At 67.2% G+C, this 23,705-nt stretch carries 17 protein-coding genes and 1 pseudogene; 7 read left to right on the plus strand and 11 right to left on the minus strand.

All coding sequences use genetic code 11. The features are described from left to right. Positions 1–3: 3 nt before the first annotated feature. Entirely contained in the window at positions 4–870 is an 867-nt protein-coding gene (locus BN4346_RS27390) for a helix-turn-helix domain-containing protein (protein WP_067968580.1), read from the minus strand. A 103-nt stretch (positions 871–973) separates the two neighbouring features. Here BN4346_RS27390 and BN4346_RS27395 point away from each other — a divergent pair, with 103 nt between their 5' ends. Beyond that, positions 974–1,882 carry an alpha/beta hydrolase family protein gene (locus BN4346_RS27395; protein ID WP_067968583.1) on the plus strand — a complete coding sequence of 303 codons (909 nt, stop codon included), beginning with the start codon at positions 974–976 and terminating at the stop codon, positions 1,880–1,882. 24 nt (positions 1,883–1,906) lie between these two features. Here the strand turns inward: BN4346_RS27395 and BN4346_RS27400 are convergent, their stop codons facing one another. Beyond that, positions 1,907–2,482 (minus strand): VOC family protein, encoded by a 576-nt coding sequence (locus BN4346_RS27400; protein WP_067968587.1) that lies wholly within the window; start codon positions 2,480–2,482, stop codon positions 1,907–1,909. 93 nt (positions 2,483–2,575) lie between these two features. Here BN4346_RS27400 and BN4346_RS27405 point away from each other — a divergent pair, with 93 nt between their 5' ends. Genes BN4346_RS27405 through BN4346_RS27415 form a run of 3 tightly spaced genes read left to right on the plus strand, consistent with a single transcriptional unit; the run spans position 2,576 to position 6,409 of the window. After that, positions 2,576–3,217 carry a TetR/AcrR family transcriptional regulator gene (locus tag BN4346_RS27405; RefSeq protein ID WP_067968591.1) on the plus strand — a complete coding sequence of 214 codons (642 nt, stop codon included), beginning with the start codon at positions 2,576–2,578 and terminating at the stop codon, positions 3,215–3,217. Between the two features lie 2 nt (positions 3,218–3,219). Beyond that, the gene (locus BN4346_RS27410) at positions 3,220–4,233 is read left to right on the plus strand and encodes a 2-hydroxyacid dehydrogenase (protein WP_067968594.1); all 1,014 of its coding nucleotides are present in this window, start codon (positions 3,220–3,222) and stop codon (positions 4,231–4,233) included. Continuing rightward, positions 4,211–6,409: an acyl-CoA dehydrogenase gene (locus BN4346_RS27415; protein WP_067968597.1), complete on the plus strand. Its 2,199-nt coding sequence runs from the start codon at positions 4,211–4,213 to the stop codon at positions 6,407–6,409. Before BN4346_RS27410 ends, BN4346_RS27415 begins: the two co-directional genes overlap by 23 nt. Before the next feature lie 75 nt (positions 6,410–6,484). Here BN4346_RS27415 and fadD2 read toward each other — a convergent pair whose 3' ends face one another. Then, positions 6,485–8,155: a long-chain-fatty-acid--CoA ligase FadD2 gene (gene fadD2, locus BN4346_RS27420; RefSeq protein WP_067968601.1), complete on the minus strand. Its 1,671-nt coding sequence runs from the start codon at positions 8,153–8,155 to the stop codon at positions 6,485–6,487. 67 nt (positions 8,156–8,222) lie between these two features. Between fadD2 and BN4346_RS27425 the strand changes: the two genes are divergently transcribed. Continuing rightward, the gene (locus tag BN4346_RS27425) at positions 8,223–9,452 is read left to right on the plus strand and encodes a DNA polymerase domain-containing protein (RefSeq protein WP_067968604.1); all 1,230 of its coding nucleotides are present in this window, start codon (positions 8,223–8,225) and stop codon (positions 9,450–9,452) included. 3 nt (positions 9,453–9,455) lie between these two features. Here BN4346_RS27425 and BN4346_RS27430 read toward each other — a convergent pair whose 3' ends face one another. The 8 genes from BN4346_RS27430 to BN4346_RS27465 form a co-directional block, all read right to left on the minus strand. Next, a complete protein-coding gene (locus tag BN4346_RS27430; RefSeq protein WP_067968606.1) occupies positions 9,456–10,589 on the minus strand; it encodes a Rieske 2Fe-2S domain-containing protein in 1,134 nt (377 codons plus the stop codon). Positions 10,590–10,594: 5 nt separating this feature from the next. Further along, on the minus strand, positions 10,595–12,256 hold the full coding sequence (locus BN4346_RS27435) for an AMP-binding protein (protein ID WP_067968608.1): 1,662 nt from the start codon (positions 12,254–12,256) through the stop codon (positions 10,595–10,597). After that, positions 12,246–12,809, minus strand: coding sequence for a nuclear transport factor 2 family protein (locus BN4346_RS27440; RefSeq protein WP_096867459.1), 564 nt, complete (start codon positions 12,807–12,809; stop codon positions 12,246–12,248). Before BN4346_RS27440 ends, BN4346_RS27435 begins: the two co-directional genes overlap by 11 nt. Positions 12,810–12,888: 79 nt before the next feature. Next, on the minus strand, positions 12,889–13,974 hold the full coding sequence (locus BN4346_RS27445; protein WP_067968615.1) for a PucR family transcriptional regulator: 1,086 nt from the start codon (positions 13,972–13,974) through the stop codon (positions 12,889–12,891). 110 nt (positions 13,975–14,084) lie between these two features. Beyond that, positions 14,085–15,455, minus strand: a complete 1,371-nt coding sequence (gene ltrA / locus BN4346_RS27450; protein WP_067968617.1) for a group II intron reverse transcriptase/maturase — start codon at positions 15,453–15,455, stop codon at positions 14,085–14,087. Positions 15,456–16,010: 555 nt separating this feature from the next. Continuing rightward, complete coding sequence (locus BN4346_RS27455; RefSeq protein ID WP_067968619.1) at positions 16,011–16,772, minus strand: SDR family NAD(P)-dependent oxidoreductase; 762 nt, start codon at positions 16,770–16,772, stop codon at positions 16,011–16,013. A 29-nt stretch (positions 16,773–16,801) separates the two neighbouring features. Then, complete coding sequence (locus BN4346_RS27460) at positions 16,802–17,827, minus strand: phosphotransferase family protein (protein ID WP_067968622.1); 1,026 nt, start codon at positions 17,825–17,827, stop codon at positions 16,802–16,804. Then, positions 17,824–19,035, minus strand: coding sequence for an acyl-CoA dehydrogenase family protein (locus tag BN4346_RS27465; protein ID WP_067968624.1), 1,212 nt, complete (start codon positions 19,033–19,035; stop codon positions 17,824–17,826). Before BN4346_RS27465 ends, BN4346_RS27460 begins: the two co-directional genes overlap by 4 nt. 156 nt (positions 19,036–19,191) lie before the next feature. On the opposite strand from BN4346_RS27465, the gene BN4346_RS27470 reads away from it, so the two are divergent. Continuing rightward, complete coding sequence (locus BN4346_RS27470; RefSeq protein WP_067968627.1) at positions 19,192–20,103, plus strand: TetR family transcriptional regulator; 912 nt, start codon at positions 19,192–19,194, stop codon at positions 20,101–20,103. Between the two features lie 3 nt (positions 20,104–20,106). Further along, positions 20,107–23,699, plus strand: a pseudogene (locus BN4346_RS27475) (hydantoinase B/oxoprolinase family protein). Positions 23,700–23,705: the final 6 nt, after the last annotated feature.

Here is a 23,705-nt window from a genome sequence, read left to right on the forward strand (position 1 = left end):
GGTCTATTCGACCACGATCCCCTGTTGTTCGGTGGCAACCCAGCTGGCCAAGAGTTTCAGCGCCTGTCCAGCGGGCGAGTCCGGTGCGGCGGTGTAGCCGATCAGCGACAACCCGGCGGCGCCGGGCAACTCGAAAGCGTTGTAGGTCAACGTCAATTCCCCGACTACGGGATGCCGGAATCGTTTGGCGCCGTGGTGGTGGGCCTTGACATTGTGGGCCGCCCAGCGGGTGCGGAACGGTTCGCTGCGCGTCGCCAGTTCCCCAACCAGCGCGATCACCTCGGGCGAGTCCGGCACGCGGGCGGCTTCGGCGCGCAGCAGGGCCACCACGTCGTCGGCGGCTGCAGCCCAATCGGGAAACACCGCATCGGCCGACGGATCAAGGAAGACCGACCTGGCCAGGTTCGGCGTCGTGGCGCGGGCGAACACCGGCGCATACAGGGCACGCCCGAGCGCATTGGCGGCGACCACGTCGAGATGCCCGTTGAGTACCACTGCCGGAGCGCCGACCATGGCATCCAACAGCTCCTGCACCCCGCCGGGCAGGGCCGCGGCGGTCTGGCGCGCCGCCCGGCGCCGGCCGGGTTTGACCGCTCCGGCCCGGGCCAGGTCGAACAGGTGCGTCCGCTCCGCTTCGCTCAGGCGCAATGCCGCGGCGACCGCATCCAGCACCTCGTCGGAGACGCCGGCGACATGCCCCCGTTCGATCTGGGTGTAGTACTCGATGCTGACCCCGGCCAGCTGGGCCACCTCCTCGCGCCGCAGCCCGGGAACTCGACGCCGTCGCCCGGTTGGCAACCCGACCTGCTCGGGAGTGATCCGCGCACGCCGGGTCATCAGGAAACCCTTGATGTCCTGGCCGATGTCCATGCATTTCACAGTAGAGAAGTAGCCCGGGGCTCAGGGAGGAACTGCCAGTACCCCTATAAACGCCAACTCCCTGAACGGACCGCGGGCCCATAACGTTGCGGTCATGACTAGCAACGAACAACAGGCCGCATTCGACGGCTTCGTGGACATGTGGGTGACCGGCACGACGGCGGGCCGGCGCGCCCCGCTACTGCACGACCCGAGCGAGGTCGGATTGGACTTCGAGGAGGTGACGTTCCCCTCGAGTGACGGTGTCGAACTGCACGGCTGGTTCATTCCAGCTGACTCGCAGAAACTGATCATCCACAATCACTTCCTGCCCGGAAACCGTTGCGGCTATCCGGGACACCTGCCGGAGTTCGGTGGACTGGGCGGCTTCGAAGTGAACTTCCTCCCCGAGTACAAGGCGCTGCACGACGCCGGCTACAACATCCTGTGCTACGACATGAGCAACCACGGCGAAAGCGGGTCGCGAAGCGCCACCGGGATCGGCCTGGTGGAGTATCAGGACGTGATCGGCTCGGTGCGGTACGCCAAGTCACGGCCGGACACCGCGGCAATGACGACTTTCCTGCTCAGCGTCTGCCTGGGCGGTGACTCGACCTGCGTGGCGATGGCCAAGCATCCCGAGGAATTCAGCCACATCAAGTCCCTGATCCTGCTGCAGCCGGTGTCGGCCGACCCGATCGTCGAGAATTTCGTGCGGGACAACGACATTGCCGACGGCTACGCACGCTTCGACCAAGAGGTGTTCGCCCGTACCGGCTTCCATCTCGCCGAGCAGTCACCGATCGAGTACGCCAAGTCGATCCAGATCCCCACCCTGGTGGCACAGGTGCATCACGACACCATGACCCGCCCCGAGGACGTGCAGGCGATCTACGACGCGATCCCCGCAGCGGAGAAGAAGTTGCATTGGATCGAAGGCACCACCCGGCGCTTCGACGGCTACAACTACTTCGGCGAGCACCCCGAGGTCGCCATCGACTGGTTCGACACGCACGCCGGGTAGCGTGACCGCGCCCAAATATCGCGACTAGCTGCTGGCCGGAACCCGCCGGTCGGCTGCAGTCTTGGGGGTGACGTGCGCCTCGTCGCCGGCGAATTCCTTGGTCCAGCAGGCGAATTCCAGGGTGATTCCATCGGGATCCTGGAAATAGAACGAGCGGACATACACCCCCGGGTGCAACGTCGGGGAGGCCTGCCACTCGGACTCGTCGTGGTTGAGCACTGGGCCGACCCGGACGCCCTTTTCTTTGAGTCGCTGGCGGTAGGCGTCGAACTTGTCCGCCGGCACATGGAAGGCCAGGTGGTTGAGCGTGCTCACCGCACTGGTGATCTCGCCGATTCCGGGAATGGCGGCCGGCGAGGAGATCCCGGGCACCCGGTCCGGAGCGTCACGGAACCAGAAGAAAGCCACGCAGTCCCCGTTGCCGGCGTCGAAGAAGAAGTGCTGACCGATATCCCCGGGCAGGTCGAGCGACTTGATCAGGGGCATGCCCAAGGTGTTGCTGTAGAAGTCGACGGTGCGTTCCATGTCGGAGCACACCATCGCCACGTGATTGATCCCGCTGATTTCGAATTCGGTGTTGACACCGTGCGGCTTGATCATGTGCGGACGCTCCTCTGGTCAAGATCTGAAACTGAATCTAACATCAGATTCAGCTCTGATCCAGGCCCACCTCCAGACGGGAAGTCAGTTCCGGTGTCGACCAGCCCCGAGCAGCCCGGCCAACGCGATCCGTTGCCCACCCACCGGGGGCGACGCACCCAAGCCGCGATCGACGCCGCGGCGCGCGCGGTGATCGCCCGCAAGGGCGTGCTGGCTGCCACCATCGCCGACATCGCGGCCGAGGCCGGCCGATCGGCGGCATCGTTCTACAACTACTACGACTCCAAAGAGGCGATGGTCCGCGAATGGGCCCTGCGATTCCGCGACGAGGCCGCCGAGCGAGCGTCCAGTGTGGTGCGGCACGGGCTGACCAATCGCGAACGGATCGAGCAGGCCACCGCGGCGCACTGGCACACCTACCGCAACCGGCTGGCCGAGATGGTCGGCGTCTCCCAGCTGGCGATGGTCAACGATGACTTCGCCCGGTATTGGGCGGAGATCTGCGCGGTTCCGGTCGGCCACATCACCGAAACGGTGAAGCGCGCCCAAGCCGAGGGCTACTGCACCAATGACGACCCAGCGTTGCTCGCGGTGGCGATCGTGTCGATGCTCAACCAGTTCTGTTATGTCCAGCTCGCCACCCCCCGCGACGACGGCGGTCCCGACGACGCAGCGTGTATTCGCACGCTGGCCAACGTGTTCTACCGGGCCATCTACACCGAGGAGAATTCCTGAGCATGGCGCTGAGAGTCCTGGCGCACTTCGTTCCCGGCCCGAAGGTCGAGGAATTCGTTGCACCCGAATCTGATTGGCTGGACATCCGGTGGTGCGCCGCCGACGATGACGACACGTTCCGCCGTGAACTGGCGGACGCCGAGGTGCTCTGGCACGTGCTGCGGCCGCTCTCCGGCGACGACCTGCGGAGCGGGCCTGCGCTGCGGCTGGTGCACAAGTTCGGTGTCGGCATCAACACCATCGACGTCGACGTCGCGACACAACGCGGCATCGCGGTGGCCAACATGCCCGGCGCCAATGCCGCCTCCGTGGCCGAGGGCACCGTGTTGCTGATGCTCGCCGTGCTGCGCCGGCTGCTGCCGTTGGATCGCGCGACCCGTGAGCTCCGCGGTTGGCCGACCGATCCCGATCTTGGGGAGCGCTGCCGCGACATCGGCGGCTGCACCGTCGGCCTGGTCGGTTTCGGCAGCATCGCCCAGCGGGTGGCCGGGATCGTGGCCGCCATGGGCGCGCAGGTGCTGCACACCAGCACCCGCGACGACGGCACGCCCGGTTGGCGGCCCTTGTCGGAACTGCTGGCCGCGTCCGACATCGTCTCGCTGCACGTTCCGCTCACCGAGGCCACCGAGGGCTTGATCGATAAGGCCGCCTTGGCGCGGATGAAACCCGACGCAGTGCTGGTCAACACCGCTCGCGGACCGATCGTCGACGAAGCCGCGCTGGCCGACGCGCTGCGCGGCGGGCGGTTGGCCGGGGCCGGCCTCGACGTGTTCGCCGTCGAGCCGGTGACCGCGGACAACCCGCTGCTCGGCCTGGAGAACGTGGTGCTGACCCCGCACGTCAGCTGGTATACCGCCGACACCATGCGGCGCTATCTGACGGCGGCGCTCGACAACTGCCGCCGGCTGCGCGACGGTCAGCCGCTGACCCACGTGGTCAACCAACCGACTGGTTGTTGGATTCACTATACGTACACACTGAAAGGCGTCTGGAATGCCGATAGCGATCACTTCTGAGCATCAGGACCTCGCCGACTCCGTGCGGTCCTTCGTCACCCGGGCCGTGCCGTCCGAAATGCTGCACGCCGCCATGGACACGCCGATCCAGAATCCGCCGCCGTATTGGCGGGCCGCCGCTGAGCAGGGCTTGGCGGGTGTGCATCTGGCCGAGGACGCCGGCGGACAGGGCTTCGGAATCTTGGAACTGGCTGTGGTCCTCGCCGAGTTCGGTTACGGCGCAGTGCCCGGCCCGTTTGTGCCGTCCGCAATCGCCAGTGCCCTGATCGCCGCGAACGATCCGGCGGCCGCCGAGCTGAGCGGGCTGGCCAACGGAGAGGTGATCGCCAGCTACACGATCAATCCGGGGCTGACCGGCACCGCCCAAGGAACGGGGCTGGTGATCCGCGGCGAAGCCCGTGCGGTCGCGGCCGCCGCCCAGGCGTCGCTGCTGGTGCTGCCCGTGGCGGTCGACGGCGCGGAGGTGTGGGTGGTGCTGCCCGCCGACCAGCTCGAGATCGAGCCGGTGACCAGCGTGGACCCGCTGCGCCCGATCGCCCACGTGCGCGCCGACGGCGTCGAGGTCGACGACACGGCGATCCTGCGCAACCTCACGGCGGTGCGCGCACACGCGCTGATCTCGACGCTGCTTTCCGCGGAGGCCGTCGGCGTGGCCCGCTGGGCCACCGATACCGCGGCGGACTACGCCAAGATCCGCGAACAGTTCGGCCGGCCGATCGGCCAGTTCCAGGCCATCAAACACAAGTGCGCGGAGATGATCGCCACCACCGAACGGGCCACCGCTGCAGTGTGGGACGCCGCCCGAGCGATCGATGAAGCCGACCAGAACGGCTGGGACACTGCGGGTCCGACGGTGCAGTTCGCGACGGCCGTGGCGGCCACCCTGGCGCCGAGCGCCGCGCAGCACTGCACCCAGGACTGCATCCAGGTGCACGGTGGAATCGGCTTCACCTGGGAGCACGACGCGGGCGTGTACTACCGGCGGGCGCTGATACTGGCTGCTTCCTTCGGCTCCCGGTCCACGTACCCCCAACGGGTCATCGATACCGCCACCGCCGGTGCGATGCGCAAGATCGACATCGACCTGGACCCCGACACTGAGAAGTTGCGCGCCGAGATCCGGGCCGAGGTCGCGGCGCTCAAGGCCATGCCGCGCGACGAGCGCACGATCGCGATCGCCGAGGGCGGCTGGGTGTTGCCCTACCTGCCGAAGCCGTGGGGTCGGGCCGCCCAGCCGATCGAGCAGATCATCATCGAGCAGGAATTCTCCACCGGTCGGGTGCGCCGCCAGGGGATGGGTATCGCCGCCTGGCTGATCCCGTCGATCGTGGCGTTTGGCACCGATGAGCAAAAGCAGCGTTTCCTGCCCGTCACGTTCCGCGGCGAAATGATCTGGTGCCAGCTGTTTTCCGAGCCTGGCGCCGGTTCAGACCTGGCCAGCCTGACCACCAAGGCCACCAAGGTCGACGGCGGCTGGCGGATCAGCGGCCAGAAGATCTGGACGTCGGCCGCGCAGTTCTCCTCGTGGGGAGCCCTGCTGGCCAGGACCGACTCGAGCGCTCCCAAACACGACGGCATCACCTACTTCCTGCTGGACATGAAGGCCGAGGGCGTGACCGTCAGTCCGCTGCGTGAGCTCACCGGCGGGGCAATGTTCAACACCGTGTTCATCGACGACGTGTTCATCCCCGACGAGTTGGTGCTCGGCGAGGTGAACCGCGGCTGGGAGGTCAGCCGCAACACCTTGACGGCCGAGCGGGTGTCGATCGGCGGCAGCGAGATGCCGTTCCTGGCCAGCCTCGACGGCTTCGTGGAGTTCATCCGGGACGGCGAGTTCGGCGGCGGTGAACAGCGCCGGGCCGGGCAGTTGATCGCCGAAGGGCACGCCGCCAAGCTGCTCAACCTGCGCTCGACGCTGCTGACCCTGGCGGGCAAGGACCCGATGCCGGCGGCGGCGGTGTCCAAGCTGCTGTCGATGCGCACCGGACAGGGCTATGCCGAGTTCGCGGTGGGCACGTTCGCCGGCGACGCCGCGATCGGCGACCGCGAGCAATTGCCGGGCAAGTGGGCCGAGTACCTGTTGATGAGCCGGGCCACCACCATTTACGGCGGCACCTCGGAGGTGCAGCTCAACATCATCGCCGAGCGGCTGCTGGGCCTCCCCCGCGATCCCTAAGCCGCGAGATCCCGCCCACGCAGGCCCCCACTCGAACTTTTCCTGCGTGAGCGCGATCTCGCGGAACAGATGGATCTACAGGTCGCGGAGTTCGCGCTTGAGGATCTTGCCGGTCGGATTCCGCGGCAGCTCCTCAAGGAAGACCACCTCACGCGGCACCTTGTAACGGGCCAGGTGCTCCTTGACGTAGACCTTGATGGTGTCCTCGTCGACGGTGGAGCCTTCCTTGCGCACCACGAAGGCCCGCAGCCGTGCGCCCCACTCCTTGTCCTCGACGCCCAACGCGGTCGCTTCGATCACGTCCGGGTGGCCGCTGATCAGGTCCTCGACTTCGGCGGGGAAGACGTTCTCGCCGCCGGAGACGATCATCTCGTCGTCGCGACCGCTGACGTAGAGCAGGCCCCGCTCGTCGAAGTAGCCGACGTCACCCGAGGACAGCAGGCCATCGATGATCTGCTTGCCGCCGCCACCGGTGTAACCCTCGAACGGGAAGAAGTTGCCGACGAAGATCCGCCCGACCTGGCCCCGCGGCAGTTCGTTGCCGTTGTCGTCGAGGATCTTGACCTTGACGCCCTTGACCACCTGTCCCACCGTCGCCGGGTTGTACTGCAGATCGGCGGGATCGGCGATCGTGGCGAACGCGACCTCGGTGGAGCCGTACATGTTGTAGATGACCGGCCCCAGGTCCTTCATGGCCCGGGTCGCCAATTCGGCGCCGAGCTGCGATCCGGAGACGAACACGATCCGCAGGTTGGACAGGTCCGGCTTGGGGCTGGTCTTCTCCAGCTGGTCGAGGATCCGGGACAACATGACCGGGACGACGACCATGCCGGTCACCTTGTGCTTCTCCAGATCCTCCAGCACGGTGGCCGGCTTGAACCGGCGCCGCAGCACCAGTGTCGAGCCGAAGAACATGGCCAGGGTGCCGTGCAGATAGCCCAGCGCGTGGAACATCGGCGACGGCAATGACGTCACCTCACCGGCGCGGAACGGGACGTGCGACAGGATGCCGCCGATCGGCGCCATGGTGGGCGGGGTGCTGCGGTTGGCGCCCTTGGGGGTACCGGTGGTGCCGGAGGTCAGGATGATGATCGAGGCGTGCTTGGTGATCTTGGGCGCCGGCGCCTTGCTGCTGCGCGCAATGAGCTGCGCCAGCGTCTCGTCGGTGCTTCCCGACGGTTCATCGGTGTCCGGGTTGACGCCCAACGCCCGCAATTTGCCCAGCGGCGGTGCGGCCTGCGCCACGGCGGCGGTGTATTCGTCGTCGTAAATGATCAGTTTGGCGCCTTCGCGTTCGGAGACGTCCTTGATCTGCGGGCCGGAGAACTCACTGTTCAGCAGGATCAGCCGGGCGCCGACCCGGGCGGCACCGTAGTTGGCGATCAGGAACCAGCGGTGGTTGCGGGCCAGGATCGCCACCCCGTCACCGCCGCGCACCCCCATGGCGAGCAGGCCGTTGGCCACCGCGTTGACGGCGTCGTCGAGTTCTTTGAACGTGATGCTGCCGTCGTCGTCGATCACGGCGACACCGTTCGGGTTACGACGGGCATTGAGCGCCGGAATCATCCCCAGCTCACCCCAGCGCGCCCCGTCCGCGAGTGCACTGGCGATGACCCGTGGCGACTCCAGCTTCAACGCACCGGACTGCAGGATCTTGCGCAGATAATGCAACTCGGCGCCACCGCGTTCGAGATAGCGACCGAGCTTGTTTACAGCCTGACTGGGCAGGTCAGTGAGCTTAGCCATGGGACAACCTTATGTGACGCAGATCGCCGTTGGGCAGCGGATGGCGGCCTCTCATTAACATGACCTCATGGCCGGCGGGATGTCGCTGGAGGTTGCGGGGCACCGGGTGGTGGTCACCCACCCGGAAAAGTTGGTCTTCCCAGGTGGACGAGGCTCCACCCCGCGGACCAAGATCGAGCTGATTCGCTACTACCTGTCGGTGGCCGACGGTGCGCTGCGCGGGGTGGCCGGTCGGCCGATGATCCTCAAACGGTTCGTCGACGGCATCGACGCCGAGGCCGTCTTCCAGAAGCGGGCACCGGCCAACCGTCCGGAGTGGGTATCGATCGCAGAACTGCACTATGCGTCGGGCCGGTCGGCGCAGGAGGTCGTCGTCGACGATGCGGCCGGGCTGGCCTGGGTGATCAACCTGGGCTGTGTGGATCTCAACCCGCACCCGGTGCTCGCCGGCGACCTCGACCATCCCGACGAGCTGCGGGTCGACCTCGATCCGATGCCGGGAGTCGGCTGGCCAGAGATCGTCGAGGTGACCCTGCTGGCTCGTGAAGTACTGGCCGATCACGGGCTGACGGCGTGGCCGAAGACATCGGGCTCACGAGGCATGCACATCTACGCGCGGATCGCACCGCAGTGGGAGTTCGGCCAGGTGCGGCTGGCGGCACAGGCGGTGGCCCGCGAGATCGAGCGGCGCGCACCGCAGTTGGCCACCAGCCGGTGGTGGAAAGAGGAGCGGCACGGCGTCTTCGTGGACTTCAACCAGAACGCCAAGGACCGCACGGTCGCCTCGGCGTACTCGGTGCGGGCCACTGCCGACGCTCGGGTGTCGACGCCGCTGTTTTGGGACGAGGTCGCCGACGCGGACCCGGCGGCCTTCACAGTGGACACGGTGCCGGACCGCGTCGCGCAGATCGGCGACCCCTGGGCGGGAATGAACGACACCGTCGGCGGGCTGGCATCGCTGTTGGAGCTGGCCGACGAGCAGGGCCCGGCGGAGAAGGCCCCGCGCGGCGCCCGCAAGAACGTCGACGGCCGGCGCACGTCACCGCTGCCGTTGATCGAGATCGCCCGCACCAGGACTCGCGGCGAGGCGATGGCTGCCCTGGACGTCGGGCGGGACCGGCACGCCGCAGCGGCGAAACAGCTGGCGCCCGAGGATGTTCTGCTCGACGGTATGCGCGGCCCGAGTTCGATCTGGTACCGGGTCCGGATCAACCTGCAGCATGTCGAAGCGGCGCAGCGCCCGCCCCAGGAGGAGTTGATCGCCGACTACAGCCCTTGGAAGGGCAAGCAGCTCTAGCGATCAGGGCACGGTGATGCCGGCGGCCAGGTTCGCGGCGACTTCGGACTCCCAGTGCCCGAACGCGTGGGTGGTGTCGACCTCCACCTCGAATCGGTCGGTCATCTCCGGGGTGACGGCCGCGGCGTCGACGTAGAACTGCTCGTACCATCGGCGCAGCTGGTACACCGGACCGTCCTCTTCGGTGAGCAACGGGTTCTCCACGGGCGCCTTGTGCTTCCAGATCTCGACGTCCTCCAAGAACCCGGCTCCGAATGAGCGGCTCATCGCCGCAGCGAGTTTGGCGGCCTTCTCCGCCGGCAAGTTCGGCATCTGCTGGACAGCGACGCCCCACTGCAGCATGAAGGAGTTCTGCGTCACCGGGTAGTGGCAGTTGATCAGCGCGATCTCAGCGGTGAAGTCGGGCGCGAGGTCGTTGTGCAGCCAGTTGATCATGTAGGCCGGCCCGAAGTAGGTCGCCTCGGAGCGCAGGTAGGTGCCCTCCCACAGTTTGTCGGCGCCCGGCGAGTCCGGCCGGACCTTGCTCTCCATGTACTGGCTGGCGCAGGTGCCCTCGATGACGTTCTTGAAGTAGGTCGGGTAGGAGTGGTGGATGTAGAAGAAGTGCGCCATGTCGACGACGTTGTCAATGATCTCTCGGCAGTTGGCGCCCTCGATCAGGACCGAATCCCACTGCCACGGCGACCACCTGCCGGCGTCCATTCCTTCGATCTGCGGCGGGGTGAGGTCGGCGGGTGGCGTCGATCCCTCCGGGTCGTGCCACATCAACAGTTGACCGTTGACCTCGCAGGTGGGCCAATGTCGGGTGCGCGCTATCCGCGGTGGTCGTTTGGCGTAGGGCACCGTGGTGCACCGTCCGGTCGAGCCCTGCCAACGCCAGTCGTGGAAGGGGCAGGCCACGGTGTCACCCTTGATGGTGCCCCGGGACAGGTCGCCACCCATGTGCCGGCAGTACGAATCCAAGACATGCACGTCGCCGCTGGAGTCGGCGAACACCACCAGCTTGGTGCCAAAGGCGTTGATGCCGTGCGGTTTACCGTCCCGGAAGGTCTCGGTCAGCCCCAGGCAGTGCCATCCCCGGGCATAGCGGGTCTTCGGTATGCCGTGGTCCAGCTCGCGGATCGCGCAGTCGCTCATCGTCTCTACCCTTCGCCTCGCAGGTAGCTTTGCCGGCCGTAGGACGTGAATTCGGCGTCCAGTGCACGCTTGTCGTCGTCGGTCATGCGGACGTACTCAGGGGTACCCCGACCGACCCAGCGGTATACCGGTTCGTCGGTGTGCCAGCGCCTAGCCTGTAATTCGCGTTTGAGTACCTTGTTCGAGCCGGTGACCGGCAGGCCGGCCGAGACCCGGAGAAACCGCGGGAAACCCTTGCGGCCCAGGTCGGGCTGAGCGGCCAGAAACCCGGCGAAGGCCGCCGCGTCGAAGCTGTCGGGGTCGGCGACCTCGACAGCACCCATCACCTGATCGCCGGAGCGCGGGTCGGGCACCGCGTAGACGCCGGCACTGATGATCAGCGGATGCCGGCGCAGTACCTGTTCGATGGTCAGCGCGGAGGTGTTCTCGCCGTCGACCCGGATCCAGTCGCCGCGGCGGCCGGCGAAGTACAGGAAGCCGGCCTCGTCGCGGTAGCCCAGGTCTCCGGTCCAGTACCAGCCGTCGCGGATCTTGTCGGAGTCCGCGGCGTCGTTCTTGTAGTAGCCCTCGAAGTCGCGGGCCCCGGTCTTATCGACGATCTCGCCGACCGCGTCGTCGGCGTTGGCCACCCTGCCGTGTTCGTCGAGGATCGCCGTGGCGCATTCGGCACGGGTCTGCGGGTCGACGATGGCGATGCCGGCGTGCGCCGGACGGCCCAGCGCGCCAGGTGGTGCCGCCGGGTCGGGTATCGCGGCGTTGCCGCCTTCGCTGGAGCCGTACCCCTCATGCAGGACGGCGCCGAACCGGCGGAGGAACTCCGCCTGATCCTGTGGCGACGCCTCGGTTCCGAAGCCGCGAACCAGGACGTTATCGGCGTCGTCGGGCTGTTCGGTGGTGGCCAGCAGGTAGCCCAGCGCCTTGCCCACGTAGGTGAAGAACGTCGCGCCGAAGTAGCGCACGTCGGGCAGGAACTGCGACGCCGAGAATTTGGGGGTCAGACAGATCGTGGCTCCGTTGGCCAGCGCGGGCGCCCACAGCGCCATGATCGCGTTGCCGTGAAACAGCGGCATGCAGCAGTAGTCGACGTCGGAGCGCACGTGGCCGAATTTGGCGGTGGCCATTTCGGCGATCCGGACCAGCCGGCCCTGGCTGCACTTGACCGCCTTGGAGGCACCGGTGGTGCCCGAGGTGAACAGCAGCAGCAGCAACGATTCCGGCCCTACGCCCGGGGCGGCGGCCGGCTCCATCCGGTGCTCGTCGAGCAGCGCGGCGTAGCCGGGCTCGTCGATTACCAGGAAACGGTCGGGGTCCAGGCCGTGGCCTAGGCCGCGCAGTCGGCTCATCCCGGCGGTGTCGGTGACGATCAGCTGACAGTCCGCGTGGCGGATCTCCGCGGCCATCTCGGCATCGCCGCGGGTGGGGTTGATCCCGACGATGACCCCGCCGGACAGCGCACCGGCACCGAGCCAGAACACGAAATCTTCGACGTTGTCCAGCAGTACGCCGATGTGGAACGGCCCGTCCCGGCGTAACGACGACGCCAACGCGGCACGCGCGGCGGACTCGCGCACCACCTCGTCCCACGTCCAATCCCGTTGCCGGGTACGCAGCCCCAGATGCTGGTCGCCGAGGCGGTCGAGCAGCATCCCGGCGATATCAGTACGCATTCGCCGCGGGCGCGTGCACGAGATCGATGTACTGCTGCGGGAGGTCTTCGCGGGCCACCGGAGTCACGCTGCGCACGCCGGCGAAGTAGGAGTCCTCGCCGACGATCTTGCCGCTGGCATCGAGCGGCCACAGCAGCACCTGCCGGTACACCACCAAGTAGTCGGCGTCGGGATCGTCAACCTCGATTCCGAGGATGGCGGTCTGCGAACCCGGGTACAGCTGCTTCATGTTCCCCTCGGTCACTACGCAGTCGTCATCGACCACCAGCCGGTCGATCTCGAACTCCAATACGTTGGTGCGGGTCGCCATGAAGGCCGTGTAGTAGGTGTGCACGCCGTCGGTGGTCTTGGGACCAACGTCCTGACCGCCCATCCAGAAGTGGTAGTCCGGCTCAGCGCTCAGCGTTCCCATCACCTGGTCGAGGTCGGGTGCCGCCTCGCCCTTCATGTGCTCGATCACCACTTCGAGCGCGGCCCGGTGCCGCTCATTGGTGGTTTCGGCCAACCGCTTCTCCAAGGGGGCCCAGGTCCGGCTGGGGTCGATGACGGTCACGGTTCTCACTCCTTCGTTCAGGTGGTGATCATCATCACTGCAACCGCCAACACTCGTCATCCGCCATATGTCTGTTGAATCAGGTATTTCGACCGACATTTGTCGGTTCCGTGGCGGTGAGCTCGGCCGATGACAGCGCGATTCGGCGTACAAAGAGCACCAGGGTCGCCGTGAAGCGATCGATCGGGTCGGCCAGATCCCAGCCCATCGCCGACTCGACGTGGGCGATACGCGCCGCCACCGTGCTGTGGTGCAGGTGCAACTGGGTAGCCGTACGGCGCAGCGAACCGAGCACGCAGAACGCCTCGGTGGTGTCGACATCGTGCGCGCCGGCCGGTTTCGCCGCGATCGCATTGATCCGCGCCACGTCCTGGTGGCGCAGCACCTGCTCCAGCGGTAGGTCGGCAAGCAACTCCAGGACACTCAGCCGTTCGTAGGCGACCGCCCGGCGTCCGTAATGGGTGGACGAAGCGAACCGCAGCCCCCGCTGCGCTTGCCGCCAGGATGCCGCCGCCCCGAACACCGTGGTCTTGGCGCCGATCCCGACCCACGGCCCGCGGCCCACCTGCGCCGGCAGCGGTGGCGGAAAAGCGGCGATGATCGCCGCATCCAGCCGGTCCGACAGCGTCCGGGCGTCCTCGGAGCTGTAACACAGCAGCGCCGTGTCCGCGCCGATCGTGACCGAGCGGACCGGTTGGTCGCCCAGTTCGTGCACGACGACGCCCAGCGCCTCAGCGGGTGAACCCGCCGACACCGCCAGTACCCGGACCTCGCGGGACTCGTCGAGACCCAACAGCCGGATGGCGCGGGCCCGCTCGGCGGGTAATTCGTTGTCGGACAACACCAATTCCAGCAATGCGGGGTCACCCAATCGAACGGTCGCTCCCGCCCGCGCCGCCGCCAGCCGCAGCGCGTGACGCACCCGGTCTGAGAAGACCTCATCGAGCGGGTGCAGCGCGCTGCCCCCGCGTTCCAGCCGGACCTCGGGCTCGGTCGCCGAGACCCATCGCACGGACACCGGGCATTGCGCGACCGACTCGGCCGACCGGATCACCGTCTCGGCGTCGGCGTTCGCCTCGACGAGCGCGTCGAAATGCGCGACGAGCCGCAGCACCGCGGTGGCACCGGAATCCAGCTGGGACAGCCGGATCGGCTCGGGATCCATTGGTAGTCAGGGGCGCAGTACTCGCAGTGCGAGCCTGTTTCCCCATCCCCCTTTCAATCCGTGCGTGCGGTTTTCCCGCACACGGCTTACCGATGATCTTCTTGACATGGTTACGCTGCCTTCGGGTAATGGATGGTGCCGCGAAGCCGGTGCAGGCCGTGCCCGTTGAACCACTCTTCAGTCCACTGTTCAGCCTGCCCCGCACGCAGGTTGCGGCCCCGCTTCTTAACCATCAAACGGAACAGTCGCCACCACACGTACCGGTCAACCTGGACGAACTTGTCGGCGGCATTACCGGTGCGAAAGTAGTTACCCCAGCCGCGCAGCACCGGATTCAGACCCGCGATCACGTCACGGATGTCGAACCCGACCCGGTTGCGGCCGGTTCGGTCACGTACCTTGGCCCGAAGCCGGGCCATGGCCGTTTGACTGGGCCCGCGGTGCAGGTAGTAGCGCACGATGCGCTTTTGTTCCCACAGCCGCCCCGACATGCGTGCCCGGAAGTGACAGCCCAGAAAATCCAGACCCTCACGACCGCCGCGCAGGTCGACTACCTTCGTTTTGTCCGGATGCAGCCGCAACCCTAATGACGCCAGGATTTCTCCCACCGCCACCAACGCATGCTCGGCTTGTACCGCGCTACGGCACAACACCACGCCATCATCGGCGTAGCGCACCAACTCGCCCAGCCCGCGGGCAGCCAACTCGGTGTCGAGCACGTGCAGGTAGATGTTGGCCAACAGCGGCGAGATCACCCCACCCTGCGGGGTGCCCGCGACCGTCCGCTCGACACCCCCTTCGACCATCACTCCTGCTTGCAGCCACAATCGCAGCAGTTTGAGCACCCGCCGATCCGAGACCCGCTTGCTCACCTCGGTGAGTAAGCGCTCATGGTCGATCTCGCCGAAGAAATTGGCGATATCGAACTCGACAACGAACTGGTAGCCCCCAATGAACCCGGTCCGCAAGCGTTCCATCGCCATCGTCGCCGACCGCTTCGGCCGAAACCCATACGAGCACGACAAGAAGTCCGCCTCGAAAATCGGTTCCAACACCAGCTTGGCCGCCGCCTGAGCCACCCGGTCTCGCACCGTGGGAATCCCCAACGGCCGCTTACCGCCTTGTGGTTTCGGGATCTCCACCCGACGCGCAGGCGCCGGACGGTAACGACCCGTGCGAAGGTCACAGCGCAACTCTCGCAACATGCGGTCCACACCGTAGTCCTCCACCGCAGCCAAGGTGACACGATCCACCCCGGCCGCACCCTTGTTCTTACGCACCCGCTCCCACGCCTCCCACAAGACGTCACCCCTGTGGACACGGTCATACAGGGCGTGGAAACGCCGACCCTCAGACTGCTTGGCCGCAGCCCATAGCGCGCGTTGCAGTTGTCGCACTTTCACCGGCGAGACCACCAACGGCTCATCGGCTACGGCGGGCTGGGACCCGCCGGGGTAATTGGACCGGGAAACCCCGATCATGCCCTCACGCTTACCTACTTCGCCCGCGTGATCAAAGTTGGGGCCCTTCCCTCCCGGCGCGTCTCTCACGCCGATCAGCGGTACTACGACCCCATCGGACTCCCGCTGCCCTCCAGAGGATTTCACCATCGGCTTATACCCCTGGTCTTCGCCCGACGCAGTCCAGGCAGACGGGCCTCTCCTGTTCCCAACCGAACTATGTGCACGTGCCGCTCCCCGTACCCCGGAAGGACCCGCCGAGCTGACCCCGGACCAGGGCTCGACAGACATAGGCCTTCGCCGTGAAATGAGCGGCTCGGCTCCTCCATTGTGACTATGACGAGGCTGCAGGACTCGCACCTGATGGCACTACGGCCCGCGCACTTGCTCCCTCCAAAGAGGCTCTTGACACCCCGCTCAGCCCGCCGCCTCTCGACGACGAACCGGGGCCTGCTACCCGGCGCTCCGGTGCCTACCGGGACGGGACTTACACCCGCTAGTTCGGTCCAACTTGCAGGACGCAACATCAGCCGAGGCTATCGCGGATCCGTTTGGCCGTAGCCAGGCCTCGCCGCTTCAGTTGATCGTGAAGCCGCCGTCGACCGCGATGGTCTGCCCGGTGACGTACCCGCCGGCATCCGAGGCAAGCCACAGGACCGAGGCTGCGAGGTCTTCGGGGTCTCCCATTCGGCCCAGCACGATTCGGTGAGCGACGCTGTCCAGGTAGCCCGGGCGGTACTGCTCGGTCATCTCCGATGCGAAGAAGCCGGGGGCGATCGCGTTGACGCGAATACCTTTTCGGCTTCCCCATTGCTGAGCCAGGTCCCGCGTCAGACCGATCAGTCCGGCCTTGCTGGCGGCGTAGGCCGCCTGCGGCAACCCGGCCGTGGTCAGGCCCAGGACGCTGGAGATGTTGACGATCGACGAACCCGGCTCCATCACCCGTCCGCAGGCCTGCGCCGCCCAGTAGGCCCCGTTGAGGTTGATGTCGATCACCTCCCGGAACTGCTCCGGGGTTTCCCGGGTAGCCGGGTGGGCCGTTCCGATGCCGGCGTTGTTGATCAACACATCGACCCGACCGAATCGCTCCATCGCGGCCTCGACCATTCCGGTCGCCGCCGCCGGGTCGGCGACATCGGTCGCCACCGACAGGGCTGCGCGTCCGGCGGCGGTCACCAGATCGGCTGCCTGCTCGAGCTTCGCCACCCGCCGCGCCGCCAGCACGACGTCCGCGCCGGCCTCAGCGAAAGCCCGGGCGAAATACACGCCGAGGCCCGAGGACGCCCCAGTCACCACGGCGACCTTGCCGTCCATCCGGAACTTGTCCAGTACGCTCACCCGACTCACCTTTCTCGATTTTTCTCCGGTTACTTCAACGCATTTCGCGCCGCGGCAATGAACTCCGGCGCGGCCTGTGCCGCTGCACCGGCATTCTGCACGTCGTTCGCGCCATGCTGGGCTCGGTGGGTGATTCCTTCGGCGATCACCCCGATCTTGAAGTTCGCCAGCGCCAAGTAGAAGTTCCAGTCGCTGAGGTCCCGGCCGGACAGCCGTGCGTATTCCTCGGCGAGATCGTCGGCCGAGGGCAGGCGTGAACTGGTCCACGCGGCGGGGTGGCCGAACACCAGGTCGAAGGCCGGCGACCGGTAGACGCACATCAGGGCGATATCGGTGAGCGGGTCGCCAAGGGTGGAAAGCTCCCAGTCCACAACCGCCCGGATGACGTCCGCCTGCTCTGGCGCGCAGATGGTGTTGTCGATGCGGAAGTCGCCGTGCACCACCGAGGGTTGCGATGTCTGCGGGATGGAGTCGGCCAGTGCGGCGGCCAGCTTCGTGACATCGCCCGACAGCGCGTCATCGTTGCCGGGCGTCTTGACCAGTTCCCACTGGCGGGCCCACAAGCGTACCTGGCGTTCCAGGAATCCCTCTGGCCTGCCGAAGGATTCGAGCCCGACGGCCCGGTAGTCGACCGCATGCAGATCCACCAGAACCCGCACCAGCGCCGAGGCATTGGCCGCCAGTTCCGCGTCGGACAGAGCGTCCAGATCGTCCTTATGGCGGTAGACCCGGCCGGTGACAAACTCCGTGACGGTCAACGGTGCACCGCAGACCGTGCCATCGGCGTCGAGCGCCACCGGTCGCGCGATCGGAACACCCGTGCCGTAGAGCTTGTCGGTAACCGCGAATTCGCGGCCCACATCGTGCGCCGACGGGGTAAGGCCACCGAGCGGAGGACGACGCACGACCCACGCCGACGATTCGTCGCTGACCTTGAAGGTGAGGTTAGACCGGCCACCGGCGATCAGTTCGACGGTGAGTTCACCCTGAACCGGAACGTCATTGGCGACAAGGTATTTCCGCAGGGCGACCGGATCCAGGGCTTCGACCGTCACTGCGCGGCATCCTTGCGAGCACGCCGGGCCGCCCCGACCCGCCGCTTGGCGATGGCCCAGCGGTGCACCTCGGAGGGACCGTCGTACACCCGGAACGGACGCACCTCCCGGGACAGCCGCGCCGGGGGCAAGTCCTCAGTGACCCCGAGCGCGCCGCACATCTGCACGCTGCGGTCGACGATCCGGAAGATCGCCTCGGCGGCGAACGTCTTGGCGATCGACGTCGCATCGCCGGCATTGCTGCCTTGATCCAGTTCCCAGCATGCTCGTACCAGCAGCGCTCGGGTGGCCGCGATGTCGATTTCGTTGTCGGCCACCATATTTTGAATCATGCCCAGATCGCCGAGCGCCGAACCGAATGCCTGACGCTCCACAACGTGTGACAGTGCGGTGTCGTGTCCACGACGCGCGGCGCCGAGCCAACGCATGACGTGGGTCATGCGTGCCGGCCCGAGGCGTACCTGGGCATATTCGAAACCGCGGTCCACCTCGCCGAGCACCGCCTCGTCAGGAACCCGAACGTCGTCGAAGAACACTTCACAGTGGCCGCCCACCATGGACCGGTCCAGGGTTGGGATGTGCCGGCCGACGGTCAGACCCGCGGCGTCGGCGGGGACCAGGAACATGGTGGCGCCGCCGCGCTGGCCGGGTTCCCCGGAGGTGCGGGCCATGACGATGAAGAACCCGGCGCCGTCGGCACCGGTGATGTACCACTTGCGGCCGGTGATGTACCACTCGCCCGACCGGCGCTGCGCCGTGGTGGTCAGCGCGGCCGGGTCCGAACCCGCGCCCGGCCCCGGCTCGGTCATCGCGAACGCGGATCGCACGTCGCCGGCCGCCAGCGGCGCGAGGTAACGCGCCTTCTGCTCGGGGCTGGCCACCTCCGCCAGCAGATGCACGTTGCCCTCGTCGGGCGCGGCGATGTTCACCGCGGCCGGGCCGAACAGTGAGTAGCCGGCGGCTTCGAACACCGGCGCCCGGTCGGACATGTTCAAGCCCAGCCCGCCGTATTCGACGGGGGCGTGCGGCGCGAACACACCCGCCTGGCGAGCTTTCGCCTGCAGTTCTTTCACCGCGGAGTCCCCGCCCGCGGCGGCGATGTCCCCGCCGAAGCGGTCCTCCACCGGCAGAACGACGTCCTCGATGAACGCCCGCGTCTTTTCGACGAGCGCCGACACTTCCGGCGAGTAGCTCAACTCGATCGCCATGACACCCCATCAGCACTTTCGCAATGACCGACCGATCGCTCGGCCCGAACACTACGGACTGTGACACAAGAGGGTATTTGCCGTCAAAATCGGGCAACGGGTAGCGCCATTCCGTGCTATATAGTTCAGTACTCCTGAACAAGACCGGAGGTAGTCGTGGCCGGAGCGTCGGAGTGCGGCACGGCGATCCGCACCGCCCGTCAGGCCCAGGGTCTGACCGTCCGCGACCTTGCGCAGAGCCTGCGGGTCAGCCCGGCCACCGTCAGCGCGATCGAGAACGGCAAGACCGGGATCTCGGTGTCCCGACTCCAGGAGTGTGCCGAGGCGCTGGGCGTCACACCGGCCCAGATCCTGGCGGGCACCGTCCCCGCAGCGGCAACGCGCCCGACGCACGCGCGCGCCGAGGCCGCCGAACCCGGGCAACGCGACTGGCGACGGTTTCCGCCGTTGGCCCTGGACGGCGTCTTGGCCGCGGCGATCGATGCTTTTGTCGAAACCGGCTACCACGGCAGTTCCATGCGCGACATCTCGGCACGCGCGGGCATGAGCGTGCCCGGGATCTACCACCACTACCCCGACAAGCAGACGCTGCTGGTCGCGATACTCGATCTGACCATGTCCGAACTGCACTGGCGGGTCGCCGCGGCCCGCGCCGACGCCGCAACCGGTCTGCAGGAGGTGCGGCTGGTCGTCGAGGCCCTGGCCTTGTTCCACACCCACCGCCAAAAGCTGGCCTTCATCGGAGCCAGCGAGATGCGCAGCCTTACCGCGATGAATCGGCAACGCATCGCCGACTCACGAAATCAGCTGCAGCACACCCTGGACGCCGCCATCGACCGCGCCGCCCGGGAAAGCGATGTCGAGGTCGCCGACGTTCTCGACCGCCGGATCGCGGGACGCGCCATCACGACGATGTGCACGTCACTGCCGCAGTGGTTCAACGCCGACGGTCCCGCCACACCCGAGGAGACCGCACGCAGCTACGCCGATTTTGCGGTCGCCCTGCTCACCGAGCCGCGCAGTCCCGGACTGGCTTCCCCACCACCGGCACCCGACGGCAGAATGTGACCCGTGTCGGCTACCTGGCAGTTCTGGATCGATCGGGGCGGCACGTTCACCGACATCGTGGCGCGCCATCCCGACGGGCGGCTGCTCACACACAAACTTCTCTCGGAGAACCCGCAGCAGTACCGCGATGCGGCCGTGGCCGGAATCCGCGCCCTGCTGCAGATCGAGGGCGACGCACCGATTCCGGCCGGGCTGATCGGTGCGGTGCGGATGGGCACGACGGTGGCCACCAACGCCCTGCTGGAGCGCGCCGGGGAGCGGACCCTGCTGGTCATCACCCGGGGCTTCGGCGACGCGCTGCGTATCGCCTACCAGAATCGGCCGCACATCTTCGACCGGTACATCGTGCTGCCCGAGCAACTCTACGAACGCACCATCGAGGTCGATGAGCGTGTCGCCGCCGACGGGACCGTGCTGCAGGCACCGGATCTGGAGGCCCTGACCGCGCAGCTGCGGGCCGCCCACGCCGACGGTATCGGCGCTTGCGCGGTGGTATGCCTGCACAGCTACCGAAATCCGTTGCATGAGAAGCTCATCGGTGAGCTGGCCCGCGAGATCGGCTTCACCCAGATCTCGTTGTCGGGTGAGGTCAGTCCGCTGCCGAAACTGATCCCCCGCGGCGATACCGCGGTCGTCGACGCCTATCTGTCACCGGTATTGCACCGCTACGTCGCCCAAGTGGCCGACCAACTCACCGGCGTGCGGCTGATGTTTATGCAGTCCAACGGGGGGCTGGCCGCGGCAGATCATTTCCGCGGCAAGGACGCGATCCTGTCCGGTCCGGCCGGCGGAATCGTCGGGATGGTTCGGATGTCGGCGTTGGCGGGCTTCGACTCGGTGATCGGTTTCGATATGGGCGGAACCTCCACCGACGTCTCGCATTACAGCGCCAACCTCGGGTACGAGCGGGTGTTCACCACCGAGGTCGCCGGCGTGCGGCTGCGCGCCCCGATGCTGAACATCCACACCGTCGCGGCCGGCGGCGGCTCGATCCTGCACTTCGACGGCAGCCGGTATCGGGTGGGCCCGGATTCCGCCGGCGCCGACCCGGGGCCTGCCTGCTATCGGCGCGGTGGACCATTGACCGTCACCGACGCCAACGTCATGCTCGGGCGCATCCAGCCAGCCCATTTCCCCGCCGTGTTCGGGCCAGGCGGCGACGAACCATTGGATGCGGCGACGGTCGGGCGATCCTTCACCGATCTGGCCGCCGAAATCCGCTCCGCCACCGGAGATGACCGCAGCCCCGAGCAGGTCGCCGAAGGGTTCCTGCGCATCGCCGTGGCCAACATGGCCAACGCGGTCAAGAAGATCTCGGTGGCCAGGGGTCACGACATCACCCGCTACGCCCTGACCACCTTCGGCGGTGCCGGCGGTCAGCACGCGTGTGCGGTCGCCGACGAGCTCGGCATCCGTACGGTGTTGGTGCCGCCGATGGCGGGTGTGCTCTCCGCACTAGGGATCGGATTGGCCGATACCACTGTGATCCGCGAGCGCGCTGTCGAAACCGAGCTGGATTCGGCCGCCCTCGCCGGGTTGGACCAGGTCGCGGACGACCTGGAGCGGCAGGCTCGCGCCGAGCTTGCCGCCCAGCACATTCCGTCCGAGCAAATCCACGTGCTGCGCCGGGTGCACCTGCGCTACCAGGGCACTGACACGTCGATCCCGGTCGAGCTCGGCGGGGTCGCTGCCATGACGACGGCGTTCGAAGACATTCACCGCAGCATGTATTCGTTCCTGATGGAGCGTGCCCTGGTCGCCGAGGCGGTTTCTGTCGAGGCAACCGGCCTCACCGAGCAACCGGAGCTATTCGGGCGAAGCGATGCCGCCCCCACCCGTCATGCCGGCGAAGTCGTGCGCCTCTACACCGGGGGCACCTGGCACGACGCGCCGCTGCTCCAACGCGACTCGATCGCCGACGTGGTGATCGGGCCGGCCATCATCGCCGAAGACAACGCCACCACCGTCGTCGACAACGGTTGGCAAGCCCAGCTCACCGCGGACGGTCAACTGGTATTGCAACGGCTGGCCACCACCGCACCGGCCACTGCCGGGACCGCCGCCGACCCGGTGCTGCTGGAGATCTTCAACAACCTGTTTATGGCCATTGCCGAGCAGATGGGAACCCGGCTGGAGGCCACCGCTCAGTCGGTGAACATCCGTGAGCGGCTGGACTTTTCCTGCGCGGTGTTCGACGCGCACGGCAATCTGGTGGCCAATGCTCCGCATATCCCGGTGCACCTGGGATCGATGGGCGCCACCGTCAAAGAGGTGCTCGCCCGCCGGGCCGGGACGATGCGGCCCGGCCAGGTCTATGCGGTCAACGACCCGTACCACGGTGGGACCCATCTGCCCGACATCACCGTCGTCACTCCGGTGTACGCCGAAGGCGCGAGCCCAGGCGACCCGGTGTTGTTTTTTGTGGCCTCGCGCGGTCACCATGCCGAAATCGGGGGAACCACACCCGGTTCCATGCCCGCTGACAGTCGGTCTGTGATCGAGGAAGGCGTGCTGTTCGACAACTGGTTGCTGGTCGACGAGGGCCACTTCCGTGAGACACCGACCCGCGAGCTGCTCACCGGGGCGACGTTCGCCTCGCGCAGCCCGGACACCAACCTCGCCGATCTGCGTGCGCAGGTCGCTGCCAACCAGAAGGGCATCGACGAGATCCGGTCGATGATCGCCCATTTCGGGCTGGATGTCGTGCAGGCCTACATGCGCCACGTCCAGGACAACGCCGAGGAAGCGGTGCGCCGGGTCATCGATTCCCTCGACGACGGCGAGTACAGCTATGAGATGGACTCCGGCGCGACGATCGCGGTGCGGGTCACCGTCGACCGCGCGGCGCGCGCTGCCACCATCGACTTCGACGGAACGTCGCCGCAGTTGGCGACGAACTTCAACGCGCCGTCGTCGGTGGCCACCGCCGCGGTGCTCTACGTGTTCCGCACGCTGGTGGCAGAGGACATCCCGATCAATGACGGCTGCCTGCGGCCGCTGCGGATCACGATCCCGGACGGCACCCTGTTGTCGCCGGCCTACCCGGCGGCGGTGGTCGCCGGAAACGTCGAAACCTCCCAGGCCATCACCGGCGCTCTGCTGGCTGCACTGAGGGTGCAGGCCGAAGGCTCCGGGACGATGAACAACGTCACGTTCGGCAATGCCGGCCACCAGTACTACGAGACACTCGGCAGCGGGTCGGGCGCGGGCGATGGGTTCGACGGCGCCTCGGTGGTGCAGACCCACATGACCAACTCGCGGCTCACCGACCCCGAGGTGCTGGAGATGCGTTTCCCGGTGTTATTGCGCGAGTATGCGATCCGGCGCGGCAGCGGCGGGGCCGGGCGCGCGGTGACGGTGGGGTGCGCAAGATCGAGTTCCGCGAGCCGATGACCGTCAGCGTGCTGACGGGGCACCGGCGTGTGGCCCCCTACGGTATGGCCGGCGGCCGCGCCGGAGACTTGGGACGTAACCGGGTGGACCGCGCGGACGGCTCGGTGACCGAGTTGGCCGGCTGCGATTCCACCGGCGTCGGACCCGGTGACGTGCTGGTGATCGAGACTCCCGGCGGCGGCGGCTATGGCGAGCCCGCCTGATCGCGG

The organism is Mycolicibacter icosiumassiliensis (genome assembly GCF_900078685.2).
Taxonomy (GTDB): Bacteria; Actinomycetota; Actinomycetes; order Mycobacteriales; family Mycobacteriaceae; genus Mycobacterium; species Mycobacterium icosiumassiliensis.